This window comes from Roseomonas populi, from assembly GCF_024594815.1.
GTDB lineage: Bacteria > Pseudomonadota > Alphaproteobacteria > Acetobacterales > Acetobacteraceae > Roseomonas > Roseomonas populi.
In genome coordinates, this window is sequence record NZ_JANJOU010000009.1 from 1 (window position 1) to 13,547 (window position 13,547).

The 13,547-nt window shown below is 70.7% G+C and carries 8 protein-coding genes and 1 rRNA gene; 4 read left to right on the forward strand and 5 right to left on the reverse strand.

From position 1 onward, the window contains the following. The 4 genes from NRP21_RS12315 to NRP21_RS12330 all read right to left on the reverse strand — a co-directional run. Window positions 1–124: ribosomal RNA gene (locus NRP21_RS12315) — 16S ribosomal RNA — on the reverse strand; the annotation flags it as partial. A 550-nt stretch (window positions 125–674) separates the two neighbouring features. After that, complete coding sequence (locus NRP21_RS12320; protein ID WP_257716502.1) at window positions 675–3,080, reverse strand: helicase-related protein; 2,406 nt, start codon at window positions 3,078–3,080, stop codon at window positions 675–677. A 120-nt stretch (window positions 3,081–3,200) separates the two neighbouring features. After that, entirely contained in the window at window positions 3,201–4,316 is a 1,116-nt protein-coding gene (locus tag NRP21_RS12325) for a tripartite tricarboxylate transporter substrate binding protein (protein WP_257716503.1), read from the reverse strand. A 96-nt stretch (window positions 4,317–4,412) separates the two neighbouring features. Continuing rightward, a complete protein-coding gene (locus tag NRP21_RS12330) occupies window positions 4,413–5,042 on the reverse strand; it encodes a TetR/AcrR family transcriptional regulator (protein WP_257716504.1) in 630 nt (209 codons plus the stop codon). A 137-nt stretch (window positions 5,043–5,179) separates the two neighbouring features. Between NRP21_RS12330 and NRP21_RS12335 the strand changes: the two genes are divergently transcribed. The 4 genes from NRP21_RS12335 to NRP21_RS12350 all read left to right on the forward strand — a co-directional run bounded on the left by NRP21_RS12335 (window position 5,180) and on the right by NRP21_RS12350 (window position 11,742). Continuing rightward, window positions 5,180–6,523, forward strand: coding sequence for an efflux RND transporter periplasmic adaptor subunit (locus tag NRP21_RS12335; protein WP_308219889.1), 1,344 nt, complete (start codon window positions 5,180–5,182; stop codon window positions 6,521–6,523). A gap of 9 nt (window positions 6,524–6,532) precedes the next feature. Continuing rightward, entirely contained in the window at window positions 6,533–9,712 is a 3,180-nt protein-coding gene (locus NRP21_RS12340; protein WP_257716505.1) for an efflux RND transporter permease subunit, read from the forward strand. A gap of 17 nt (window positions 9,713–9,729) precedes the next feature. After that, window positions 9,730–11,262 carry an efflux transporter outer membrane subunit gene (locus NRP21_RS12345; protein WP_308219890.1) on the forward strand — a complete coding sequence of 511 codons (1,533 nt, stop codon included), beginning with the start codon at window positions 9,730–9,732 and terminating at the stop codon, window positions 11,260–11,262. Window positions 11,263–11,496: 234 nt separating this feature from the next. After that, window positions 11,497–11,742 carry a hypothetical protein gene (locus NRP21_RS12350; RefSeq protein WP_257716506.1) on the forward strand — a complete coding sequence of 82 codons (246 nt, stop codon included), beginning with the start codon at window positions 11,497–11,499 and terminating at the stop codon, window positions 11,740–11,742. Window positions 11,743–12,305: 563 nt separating this feature from the next. On the opposite strand, the gene argJ is transcribed toward NRP21_RS12350, so the two are convergent. Then, a complete protein-coding gene (gene argJ / locus NRP21_RS12355) occupies window positions 12,306–13,541 on the reverse strand; it encodes a bifunctional glutamate N-acetyltransferase/amino-acid acetyltransferase ArgJ (protein ID WP_257716507.1) in 1,236 nt (411 codons plus the stop codon). Window positions 13,542–13,547 lie beyond the last annotated feature (6 nt).

Below are 13,547 nucleotides of genomic sequence, written 5' to 3' on the forward strand. Positions count from 1 at the left end.
CACCTCAGGACATGTTCCTACGCGTTACTCACCCGTCCGCCACTGACATTGCTGCCCGTGCGACTTGCATGTGTTAAGCATGCCGCCAGCGTTCGCTCTGAGCCAGGATCAAACTCTCAAGTTCATCCAGGCCAGGCCTAAACCTAGCTTCGATGGAGCCAGAAAACACAAGCTCCGCTCACCATTCTCGACGCTCAATACACCCCAACCTACCAAGACAACCATAATCGGCCACCCCAGCAAGCAGGACACATCAACGCGTCCATAACTTCCAAAAAACCAGATGCAGTTTTGAAGGAACAATCTCCATCTGCCCCGCCGCGCCATCGCTGGCGCAACATCAAGCCGACAGACCTTACCCCGTATTTCTACGGGGCCGGAAATCCCGAAAGATCAGGATCAGCAGAAAATCGATCACCAACGCCACCGAAGCAGCATGGCCAACCATCATCCCTGCGAGACGCCCGCTTTAGAACCGGGCGATGCCCATTTCAAGCCCTTCTTTCGAAGAAGCCCTCAAGAGCACCACGCCTTGCGTCAGGCATTCCATATGGACCCGTCGGGGGCCAACATCAAGACCGGGTCACCCGGGCCTCGATGCGGAAAGTGTCTGCCGTGCTGGCGTGGCGGGGAAATAGCCGCCCTCGGGCACCTCGTCAACAGCCTTGATGAACTTATTGTGGAGGCCGACCGTCCCGCCCTGCTGCGGTCCCGCGGCGCCGTGGGGCACCCTGGGATGAGGGACCCCCGCCCCCTCCCCTACGCTGCCCACGCCGCCGCCCGGGCATCTCCCCTCCTCCGGACACTGCACGCGCACGCCCGGAAGGGCTGGCGGACAGCACCGCCTCGATCCACTCGTTTAGTCTCCGGCTCTCGGCCAGGGCTCCTTCAGCATCCCGGTATGTTTCCGGAAAGCGCAGGGCCATCCAGCGCCAGGCAACAAGCCGGCGGTGCACGCGTTCGGCGAGCTGCAGCGCATCCTGGCCCGCCCGATCGGCAGGGGGCAGGCGCCCGGCCTTCGGAGGTGCCACGGTTCCACCCAAGGCGTGCTCGACCGCCCAATCCGTCAGGCGCTCGATCCCGCTGTCTCGCTCATCCACCGGGCACATGGCGTAAGTCCAGCGATCCAGCAGGGAGAGTTCCCTCACGCCGTCCATGGCTGCGGCGATGGCCAGCTGCGTCGAGAGATCACCGAGCCGGTAGTTGGGGTCGTCCCGCCGCAGCACCGCCCGTTCGATACGCCGAAGCGTGCCGAACAGGCTGTCCGTGCCCATCTCCGCCGCCACGGCCGCCACGATCTCCGCATCGGGCGCCACGGGCGGGCGCAGGTCCTCCGGGGCCTCAGGGGCCGCCTTCAGGGCTCGGGCGATCTGCCGGGGGTCGCCGCCCCCCGCCAGCACGGCGACCGTGCCCTCCGCGTGCTCCCCGCCGAAGCGGCCGGCCCTGCCGCCGATCTGCTTGATCTCCTGGACCGTGAGCGGCCGGTCCTCCTTCCCGTCGTACTTGTTGAGGGCGGAGAACACGACCCGGCGCAGGGGGCCGATGTTCAACCCCATGCCGATCGCATCGGTGGCGACCAGCACCTCCGCCTCGCCGTCGCGGAAGCGCCTGGCCTCGGCGCGCCGCACGGTCGGGCCCAGCGCGCCGTAGACCACCGCCACGCTCCGCCCGCGCCGCAGCAGCTCGGCCCGGAGCGCGAAGACCTCGCGGCGCGAGAAGGCGATCACGGCGTCGCCCCGGCCAATCTCGGCGAGCGGCACCGGGGCCGGGGCAGCGGCCAGCGGCCCCATCCGCTCCAGCCGCACCTCCTCGATCGGGTCGCCGCAGAGCGCGGCGATGCGCTGGAGCATCGGCGCGGCGTCGGGGGCGCCGAGAAGGATCACCTGCCGCGCCGGAACACCCATGATCGCGGCGGTCCAGGCCGCCCCGCGCTCGGGATCAGCGAGCATCTGCACCTCGTCGATCACGGCGACATCGACCGGGTTCCGGAAGGGGCACATCTCCACGGTCGCCGCCGTGTGGCGGCTGCCCGGGACCAGGATCCGCTCCTCCCCGGTCGAAAGGGTGGTCGGGATACCGCGCCCCTCCAGCGCCTCCCGATACTCGTGCGCGAGCAGCCGGAGCGGGCCGAGCGCGATCCCGCTCTCGGCCTCGGCCAGCCTGCTCAGGCCGAAATAGGTCTTCCCCGAATTGGTCGGGCCGAGGCAGGCGACGATCCGCCGGTTCAGGGAGCGGGCCGTCGCGAAATGGGCGGCGTAGCGGTCCAGCCCGGCGATCCGCGCCACGGCGGCGTTGCTGATCCGCCGCGCCGGCTGATGGGTCTCGTCCTGCAGCGGGCGGCGGCCCTGCTCCGCATCCCGCCAGCCCTGGACCTCGCCCCGCAGCGCTTCCAGGGCCGCGGGGTCGAATTCCGGCTCCTGGAACGTCCGCCCGCCCCGGCGGACGGTCACCCGCCGCGCCACCGGGACGATGCCGGCGCGGATCCAGCGATCCGCCTCGTGCCGCGTGCAGCCGAGCAGCGACGGAACCGCGTCTGCGCCGACGAGTGAGCTCTCCCACTCCTTCAGCCGCCGCTCCTCGGCCTCGCGGGTCTCGCGGGCAGCCCGCGCCGCGGCACGCCTCTCCCCCCGGCGGCGGCGTTCGGCGTCCGTCGCACGGAAGGCGAAGGCGTCGGCCTGCAACCCCGGCATTGAGAAGGCCTCGGCCACGAGGGACGCGCACTGGCTGACAACTTCCAGCGCGATCTCGCCGGAGGTGCCGGGCAGGTCCTCCAACGCCGCATCCAGCGCGCTCTCGGGCGTACCGTAGCCGGTCAGCCGCGCCAGCACGGCCTCGCGCAGCGCCGCGAGCAGGGCGGCATCCGTCGGCTCACGGTCGCCGACACTGCCGACCGCAACGTCGATATCGTCCGGGCGCGCCGGGAGGGCGCGGGCCTGGCGGGCAAGTGTCGCCAGCCGCTCGCGCCAGGCCTTGCGCCGCGCCTCGACCGGCATGCGGGTCCCGGTTTCCCCGGAGCCCTGGGCGGGATCCCCTGCCGGGTCGGGCGATGCGGCGCTACCGGGCGGCTGGCGAGGCTCCATCTGGTCTCCTGCGGAACAAGCCGGTCCGTGCGGCCCGGATCATGGGCTGAACGCACGGCCGCGAGCCGCGGTTCTCCACCAGATGGTCCCGGAAGCCCAGGGGTGGCAGAATCCGCCGGCTTAGTCGGCGCGGATGCCCGTCTCTCGGATCAGCCCGGCCCAACGGCGCAAGTTGCCCTCGATCAGCGCCGCCAGCACCTCCGGTGGGCCACCCACCGTCTCGAATCCCGCATCCTCTAGCCGGGCGCGCAGGGCGGGCTCCTCCAGCACGGCATTGCAGGCGGCGTTCATCCCCGCCACCACCTCCGCGGGGGTGCCCGCGGGGAAGAGCACGCCTTCCCAGTTCGTCACCTCGAAATCCGGGTAGCCGAGCTCCGCCATCGTCGGCACGTCCGGCAGGGCGCGGGCCCGCTCTCGCGTGCTGACAGCCAGCGGGACCAGGGCGCCGCTGCGGATATGCGGCACGACAGGCGCGGCGGTGACCCAGACCGCGTCCACATGCCCGGCCAGCGCGTCCGAAACGGCGGGACCGCCACCGCGATAGGGCACATGGGTCCAGCGCCGCCGCGTCATCACCTGCATCAGCGCCCCGGCAAGGTGCCCGCTGCTGGCATTGCCGGGGGAAGCGATGTTGAGCCGCCCGTCCCGCCTCTCCGCCTCGGCCAGCAGCCCGTCCAGGTCCCTGACCCCGAGGGAGGGGTGCGCCAGAAGCACCTGCGGCGCGCGGCACAGGAGAACGGAGGGCACGAAGCTGCGCTGGGCGTCCCAGGGAACGGGCTGGAGCGCCGGGTTCACCGTCAGCGCGTCGGAGGCGACCAGCACGGTGTAGCCGTCCGGCGCCGCGCGGGCGACGAGGTCGATCCCGATGTTGCCCGCGGCCCCGCCCCGGTTCTCCACCACGACAGGCGCGCCGAGGCGCGGCTGCAGCCGCTCCGCCACCTGCCGCGTGAGCAGGTCCACGCTGCCCCCGGCCGCCAGGGGCACGACGAGCCGAACCGGGCGGTCCGGCCAGGCGGCGAGCGCGGGGCGCGCGAGGGCAGAGATGGCCGCGGCGGCGCCGAGCCCCATCAGATGCCGCCTGCCCCACCCCGTTCCTTGTCCGCCCTCCACGAGGCCCTTCACCACCCCCAACACCCGGCCGGGCGTCGCCCGGTCCAGCGCGCGATCCCCGATCAGCGCCCGGACCTGCCCGATCGCCTCGCCCACCGCTTCCTGGCGCTCCGCCCCGATCGGCATCCCCGCTCTCCGGCACCTCGGACACCCAGAAGTTGAGCATGCCCGGAAAATCCCGACAAACGCCCTCGCCAGCGAAGCCAGCGCGACTGCCGCGCCTCAGGCGGGCCCGGTGCGGCAGCCCCGGAGGAAGATGCGGACGGAGGCCTGGATACGGCGGGTCAGGGCATCCTCGGGCACCCGGGCCTCAAGCCCGGCCAACAGCTCGTGGTGGAAAGCGCCGAGCGCCATGCCGATAAGCATGCGGGCCGCCTCGGTAGGGTCGGGCATGTCGTAGTCACCGGTCCGGCAGAGCCCGGCGAGGTAGTCGTCCAGGGTCAGCCGGGCGATCTCCGGCTCGCCGGCAGGGCCGCAGAGGGGACGCGGCAGCTGCCCGGCCTCAGCAACCGCAATTCGCATGAGGGCGATGTGGCTGTCCCGCAGGATGACGGCCGCGAGGCCGAGGAGGAACGCCTCCAGCGCCTCCTCGGGCGCCGCGCCCACAGCCACGGGCAGGCGCTCGAACTCCCGGCGGGAACGCGCCAGGAGTTCCTGGAACAGCTCCTCCTTCGACTTGAAGAGCTTATAGAGCGTCTTCTTCGAGCACCCGGCGCCGCGGGCCACAATGTCCATCGTGGTCAGGCGGAAGCCCTGGGCGACGAAGGCAGCCTCCGCCGCCGCCATGATCCGGGCCCTGGGATCGCCGCGCTCCTCCGCGCAGGGTGGGGCCAGGGCCACCTCGCTGGTCATCACGTTAACTCCATTTCACCTGTCGGCTGTTGCACTGCAACAAGTGTCCTTGACGACAGAGGGGAAACGGACGAGTTTCCACGCAACGGAAACTACGAAGTTTCCTTCTGTTACGCAAGGGATGGCGAGGCCCCCAAATGACGAGTTCCCCTGAAGAGGCGCGCCGGCCCTGGCCGGCCCGGCGGCATGCCCTGCTGAGCGGCCTGGCCCTGGTTGCGGCCTTGGTCACGGCCGGCTGCGAGGAGAAGGCGAATGCCGAGGGGAAAGAGCAGGGACCGCCCCCGACCGTTTCCGTGGTGAGCCTGCGGCCAGAGGCAGTGACGCTTCACACCACCCTGCCCGGCCGGACCACGGCCTACGAGGTGGCGGAGATCCGCCCGCAGGTGGGCGGGGTGATCCGCGAGCGGAAGTTCCGCGAGGGGCAGCAGGTGAAGGCCGGCGAGCCGCTCTTCCAGATCGACCCGGCGCCCTACCGGGCAGCGCTGGCGAGCGCGGAGGCCGCGCTGGACAAGGCCCAGGCGACCCTGGGCCAGGCGCGCGTGACGGTGACGCGCTATCGCCCGCTGGTGCAGCAGAACGCGGTCAGCCGGCTGGACTACGACAACGCCGTGGCCACCCAGAAGCAGGCGGAGGCGGATGTCGCCTCTGCCCAGGCCTCGGTCCAGACCGCGCGGATCAACCTGGGCTACACCAACATCACCTCCCCCATCGAGGGGCGGACCGGGCGCGCCACGACCACGGTGGGCGCGCTGGTGACGGCGGACCAGACCACCTCCCTGATGACGGTGACGCGGCTGGACCCGATCTACGTGGACGTGACCCAGCCCGCCTCCACCCTGCTGCGTCTGCGGCGGGACATGGAATCCGGGCGGCTGCGCCGGGCCAGCGACACGGCGGCCGAGGTGCGGCTGCTGATGGAGGACGGGACCGAGTACGCCCGCCCCGGCCAGCTCCAGGTGTCCGAGGTAACAGTGGAGCCGACCACGGGCGCGGTTACGCTGCGCGCGGCGTTCCCCAACCCGGACGGCGTGCTGATGCCCGGCATGTTCGTCCGCGCCCGCCTCGCCGAGGGCGTATCCGACGCCCTTCTGGTGCCGCAGCAGGCGGTGACGCGGAACTACCGCGGCCAGGCCGTGGCGAAGGTGGTGGGGGCGGACGGCGCGGTGCAGGAGCGCGTGCTGGATGCCGGCCAGGCCCTCGGAACGCGCTGGGTGGTGAATGCCGGGCTGCAACAGGACGACAAGGTGATCGTCCAGGGCGGGCAGAACGTGCAGCCCGGCGCCAAGCCGCAGGTCGAGGAGATCACGCTGGAGGAGCTGGATCGCCGCTCCCGCCAGCCGGCGCCCGGGCAGCAGCCGCAGGGGGGCGGCCAGGGGGGTGGCCAAGGCGGCGGCCAGGAACAGGAGCAGGGGGCCGCCGACCAGCCCCAGGCGCAGGAGGGGGCGGGGCCGCAGGGCCAGCAGGCCTCCCGTAGGGGCTGAGGCCGCATCATGGCACGCTTCTTTATCGACCGGCCGGTCTTCGCCTGGGTCATCGCGCTGGCGATCATGCTGATCGGCCTGATCTGCCTGCGGACCCTGCCGGTCTCGCAGTACCCGAACATCGCGCCGCCCACGATCCGCATCTCGCTCAGCTACTCGGGCGCCTCGGCGGAGACGGTGCAGAACACGGTGGTGCAGCCGATCGAGCAGCAGATGACGGGGCTGGACGGGCTGCTCTACTTCACCTCCACCAGCAATCGCGACGGCAGCGCCACCATCGAGCTGACCTTCGCCCAGGGCACCAACGCCGACACGGCGCAGGTCCAGGTGCAGAACAAGCTGTCACTGGCCGAGCCGCGCCTGCCGGAGACCGTGCGCCAGCAGGGCATCCGCGTGGCGAAGGCCAGCCGCGCCAACCTCATGGTCATCGGCTTCGTCTCCAAGGACGGGACGATGAACAGCAGCGACCTGGCGGACTTCATCGCCAGCAACGTGCAGGACCCGATCACCCGCACCACCGGCGTGGGCGACTACAACCTGTTCGGTTCCCAGTACGCCATGCGGATCTGGCTGGATCCGGCGAAGCTGACGGCCTTCAACATGATCCCGTCGGACATCTCGGCGGCCGTGCAGTCGCAGAACGTGCAGGTGGCCTCCGGCGAGCTGGGCGCCCGCCCGGCGCTGCCCGGCCAGCAGCTGAATGCCACGCTGATCGGGCCGAGCTACCTGAACACGCCGGAGCAGTTCGGCGCCATCCTGCTGCGGGTGAACCAGGACGGGTCCCAGGTGCGGTTGCGCGACGTGGCGCGGATCGAGCTGGGGGCGCAGAGCTTCGCGGTCAGCGCGCAGTTCAACGGCCGCGCCTCGGCCGCCATCAGCGTGCAGCTGGCCAGCGGCGCCAACGCCGTCTCCACCGCCAATGCGGTGCGCGCGACGATCGATCGGCTGCGCCCGACCTTCCCCTCCAACCTGGAGGTGGTCTACCCCTTCGACACCACCCCCTTCGTGGAGATCTCCATCCACGAGGTGGTGAAGGCGCTGGTCGAGGCGATGGTCCTCGTCTTCGTCGTCATGTACGTCTTCCTGCAGAATTTCCGGGCGACGCTGATCCCGACGCTGGCCATCCCCGTGGTGCTGCTGGGCACCTTCGCGGTGTTGTCCCTGGCCGGATATTCCATCAACACCCTGACCATGTTCGCCATGGTGCTCGCCATCGGCCTACTGGTGGACGACGCCATCGTGGTGGTGGAGAACGTGGAGCGCGTGATGGAGACCGAGGGGGTTTCCCCCCTGGAAGCCACGCGCAAGTCCATGGACCAGATCTCCGGCGCCCTGGTGGGCATCGCCATGGTGCTCTCGGCCGTGTTCCTGCCGATGTTCTTCTTCGCGGGCTCGGCGGGCGTGATCTACCGGCAGTTCTCGCTGACCATCATCACCGCCATGACCCTCTCGGTGATCGTGGCGCTCGTCTTCACCCCGGCCCTCTGCGCCACCCTGCTGAAGCGGCCCAAGAACCACGGGCCGAAGCGCGGGGTCTTCGGCTGGTTCAACCGCGGCTTCGACCGCATGACCAACGGCTATGTCGGCGGCGTGGGCATCATGGCCCGCCGGCCCTGGCGCTTCATGATCGTCTGGGCGGCGGTGGCGGCCGGGCTCGCGCTGCTCTTCATCCGGCTGCCCTCCTCCTTCCTCCCGAACGAGGACCAGGGCGTGTTCTACGTGCAGATCGCGGGCCCGCCGGGCGCGACGGTGGAGCGCACGCAGAACGCGCTGGACGCGGTGACGCAGTACCTGCTGAACGACGAGAAGGCCGACGTCGAATCCGTCTACGGCATCACCGGCTTCAGCTTCGCCGGCCGCGGGCAGAATTCCGGCATGGCCTTCGTCCGCCTCCGGCACTGGGACGACCGCGAGGGTGGCGAGCACACGGCCCAGGCCATCGCCAACCGCGTGATCAAGCGTTTCGCGGGCTACCGGGACGCGCGGATCCTGGCCTTCTCCCCGCCCGCCGTGTCCGAGCTGGGCAATGCCACGGGCTTCGAAATGCAGCTGCTGGCCCGCAGCGGCCAGAGCACCCAGGAGCTGAACGCGGCGCGCGACAAGCTGCTGGCGGCCGCGGCCCGGAGCCCCATCCTCGTCGGCGTGCGCCCGAACAGCCAGCCGGACGAGCCCCAGTACAAGCTGGAGATCGACTGGGAGCGGGCGAGCGCGCTGGGCCTTTCCGTCAGCGATATCAACAACACGCTCTCGGCCGCCTTCGGCTCCACCTATGCCGGTGACTTCCTGGACCGCGGGCGCATCAAGCGCGTCTACCTCCAGTCCGAGGCCGCCTACCGCATGCTGCCGACGGACCTGTCCCAGTGGTTCGTCCGCAACGGCGCCGGTACGATGGTGCCCTTCAACACCTTCGCCAAGGCGACCTGGGAAATCGGCTCGCCGGGCCTCGCGCGGTTCAACGGTATCAACGCGATCGAGATCCAGGGCGACGCGGCGCCGGGGCAGAGCACGGGCGCGGCGATGGCGGAGATGGAGCGGCTGGCCAAGGAGCTGCCCCAGGGCTTCGGGGTGGAGTGGAGCGGCCTCTCCTACGAGGAGCGCGCCTCCGGCGCCCAGGCCGGACCGCTCTACGCCATCTCGCTGATCGTGGTCTTCCTCTGCCTCGCCGCGCTGTACGAGAGCTGGGCGATCCCGGTCTCCGTGCTGCTGGTGGTGCCGCTGGGCGTCTTCGGTGCGGTGGCGGCGACCTGGCTGCGCGGGCTCTCCAACGACGTGTACTTCCAGGTGGGGCTGCTCACCACGGTCGGCCTCTCGGCGAAGAACGCGATCCTCATCGTGGAATTCGCCAAGGAGCACTTCGAGACGGGCGAGGACCTGCTGAAGTCGGCGCTGCACGCGGCCCGGGAACGGCTGCGGCCGATCCTGATGACCTCGCTCGCCTTCGTGCTCGGCGTCGTGCCGCTGGCGATCGCGACCGGGGCCGGCGCGGGCGGCCGGGTGGCCATCGGCACCGGCATCATCGGCGGCGTGGTCACGGGCACGGTGCTGGCGATCTTCTTCGTGCCTCTCTTCTTCGTGCTGGTGCTCGGGCTCTTCCGCACCAAGCGGGCGAGCGACGTGGAGAAGGAGCGGCAGGCCGAGCAGGAAGCCCAGACGGATCGCCATGCCCAGCCCCAGGCGGCGGGCGACTGAGGACCAGGGAAAGAGACATGCGTAACCTTCTATCCCTGGGCGTGAGCGCGCTCGCACTCGCGGGCTGCTCCCTCGTCCCCGACTACCTGCGCCCGGGCGCGCCGGTCCCCGTCTCGCTCCCAAGCGGTGGCGCCTATGGCGAGGCGCAGCCGGGCGTCGGCACGGTGGACCAGCTGGGCTGGCAGGACGTATTCCTGGACCCCTCGCTGAAGCGGCTGATCGGCATCGCGCTGCGGAACAACCGCGACCTCCGGGTAGCGGCGCTGAACGTGCAGGCGGCCGAGGCGCAGTTCCGCGCGCAGCAGGGCCTGATCTTCCCGCAGATCGGGGCCACGGGCAGCGCGGACTACGCCCAGACCCCGGCCGACCTTGGCGCCGGGGCGCGGACCGGGCGGACCAGCCCGACCACCTCCCGCACCTTCGGCATCCAGGGCGGCTTCACCTCCTGGGAGATCGACCTGTTCGGGCGCATCCGCAGCCTGAGCGAGGCGGCCCTGGAAACGGCCTTCGCCCAGGCAGAGACGCAGCGGGCGACGCAGATCAGCCTCGTCGCCTCCGTGGCCGATGCCTACCTGACGGTGCTGGCAAACCGGCAGCTGCTGGATCTGACGAAGCAGACGCTGGCGAGCCAGGAGCAGTCCTACCGGCTGACCCAGGCCACCGTCGCGGGCGGCACCTCCACGGCGCTGACGCTGCGCCAGGCGCAGACGCAGGTGGAGCAGGCGCGGGCGAACCTCGCGCTCTACACCCGCCAGCTGGCGCAGGCGGAGAACGCCCTGGCGCTGCTGCTGGGCCAGCCGGTGCCGGCGGACCTGCCGCAGGAGGTGAACCTGGCCTCCCCGCTCATCGTGGGCGACCTGCCGGCGGGCATGTCCTCCGAGGTGCTGCTGCGGCGGCCGGACGTGCTGGCGGCGGAGCGGCTGCTGCGCGCGGCCAACGCCAATATCGGCGCGGCGCGGGCGGCCTTCTTCCCGAGCATCACCCTCACCGCCTCCTACGGCACGGCGGGCGCCTCGCTCTCCCGGCTGTTCCAGCCGGGCTCGGGCATCTGGGCCTTCTCCCCCCAGATCAACGTGCCGATCTTCACGGGAGGCATCAACGAGGCGAACCTGGACTACGCGAGGATCCAGAGCCGCGTAGAGATCGCCAACTACGAGAAGGCGATCCAGACCGCCTTCCGAGAGACGGCGGACTCCCTGGCGGCGCGCGGCACCTACGGGGACCAGCTGCGGGCACAGCAGTCGCTGACGGATGCTTATGCGCAGAGCTACCAGCTCTCCGAGGCGCGGTTCCGCGCGGGGGTGGACAACTACCTGACGGTGCTCGTCTCCCAGCGGGACCTCTATGCCGCGCAGCAGACGCTGATCGCGCTGCAGCGGGACCGGCTCTCGGCACAGGTCACGCTGTACCGGGTTCTGGGCGGCGGGTGGCTGGCGAACTCGGCAGCGCCGCCGCCCGCCCCCGTTCCACCCGCCCAGGCGCCGGAGCCGCAGGCACCGCGGCCGTTGCGGAGCGGTTCCCAGGGAGCCGGGCCGCAACCCGGGCGGTGAGCCAGACGCGGCGGCAGAGGGAGGGCACGACGGGATCGCCTTGCCCATGGCCGCCGCGCCTTCCTCGCCAGGAGTTCCGAGTCCTTCCCGCAGGGCAGAGCTCCTCAGCATCGGAGCGGTCGTCCTGGCCGAATGGCCGGCGACAGCAATCACGCAGACGGCAACAGTCCGGGCATGACCGCGGGGGCCGCAGCGGCCTAAGCTTCCCTTTCAAGACAATCAGGGAGGTCAAGAATGGCTCAGCACGTCCAGGACTACCCGACCAGCGAGAGCGACTACCTGCCCCATATCATCGCCCGGTGCGTGGAGAAGGCGAACCGCCACGGGCTGCCCTACCGGTTCCGGCTGAATGGTGCCGAGGTGATCGTCCGCCCGGGCAAGACGGCGGAGGAGGTGAACGAGGAGGTGCAGCGCCAGTGGCAGGCCGGCCGGATGGCGGCGGCGCCAGTTCCTGACGCCATGCCTTCCCCGGCGCCGTAGCGCCAGGGCCCGCGCAGCGTCCTCCGGGGCAGGGAGCGCGCCATGCTCAGAACAGCAGTTTCCGCCGCCTTATGCTGTCTCTGGTGCCTTGGCGTGACAGCTTGCTCGCCAACGCCCAGGGACCCTGGCCTGGAGAGGAGCGGCCGCGAGCGGTTCGACCGCTACTACGTCGGCCGGGGGTCCCCCTTCGCGCCCCGGGGTGACCTCTTTGACCGCCCATGAGCGGGTTTCTCGGCGTCCAGGCTGATAGGTGAGCCTGGACTTCGCGCCGACCGTTCCTCTCCCGCGCCTGTCAGCCCACTGACATCAGCGGGACCCGCTTGCCCTGCAATGCGGCCCCTGAAAGGCCTGCTTCCCCTTACCTGTAGGGCGCGAGTTGGCCCGGGACCCCGGTGTTCCAAAGGAACAACCTTGCAGGTCCCGGGCTAGTTTGCCGAGCGAGTGCCGACGTAGCCCCGCCCGCGTCTAGCCCGGCCACAACCCGGGCAACTCCGCGGCCGTCTGGCAGGGCCAACAGGGTTTCGAAGAAGGCCTAGGCGATTGTGCTCGCTGATGCCCCGCCGTCAGCTTCGATACGATCCATTGATGTCGATGTAGCCGTGGGTCAGGTCGCAGGTCCAAACCGTGGCCTCGCTCTTGCCAAGGCCGATATCGACCTCGATGTCGATCTCCCGCCCCTTCATGTGGGCGACCACCGGGGCCTCGTCGTAGCCTTCGACCACGCCGCCATCCCTGGCCATCCAGACCCCGCCCACGGCGACGGAGAGCTTGTCGCGGTCGGCGGGCTCGCCAGCCTTGCCCACGGCCATGACGATCCGGCCCCAGTTCGCGTCCTCGCCGGCAATGGCAGTCTTCACCAGGGGGGAATTGGCGATCGCCATGGCGATGCGCTTGGCCGAGCTATCGGAGAGGGCGGACTTCACCGTCACCTTCACCAGCTTCTGCGCTCCCTCCCCGTCCCGGACCACCTGGAGGGCGAGGTCGAGCAGCAGGGCGTTCAACTGCTCCTGGAAGTCGTCCAGCGCGCTGCCCGGCAGGGCGGAGACCTTGTCGTGCCCGGCCTGGCCGGTGGCGAAGAGGAGGACGGTGTCGGAGGTGGAGGTGTCGCTGTCCACGGTGATGCGGTTGAAGCTCGCCTCGACCCCCTTCCGCAGCAGCGATTGCAGGGCGGCGGCGGGAATGGCGGCATCAGTGGCCACGAAGCAGAGCATCGTCGCCATATCCGGCGCCACCATGCCGCTGCCCTTGGCGATGCCGACGATCGTCACGGTCTTGCCGTGGATCGTGGCCGTGCGGGCGCAGGCCTTGGGAAAGGTGTCGGTGGTCATGATGCCGCGCGCGGCATCGGCCCAGCCTGCCTCCTTCAACTCCGCGTGCAGCGCGGGCAGGGCGGCGGCGAGCTTCTCGTGCGGCAGCACCTGGCCGATCACGCCGGTGCTGGCCAGGAACACCTCGGAGGGCTTGCACCCCGCCAGCGCGGCCGCGGCCTCCGCCGTCGCCTCGCAGGCCACCACGCCGGCGCGGCCGGTGAAGACGTTGGCGTTGCCGGCGTTCACCACCAGGGCGCGCGCGGCCTCGCCCTTCAGCGCCGTGCGGCACCAGTCCACCGGGGCGCCCGGGCACTTGTTGCTGGTGAAGACGCCCGCGACGGTGGTGCCGGGGGCGAACTCCATCATCATCAAGTCCGGGCGGCCCTGGTAGCGCAGCCCGGCCGCGGCCACGCCCAGCCGCACGCCCTTCAGCGGCGGCAGGGGCGGCAGATCGACCTTCAGGGGGGAGACAGGAATCGCCTGCGCCATGCCGGG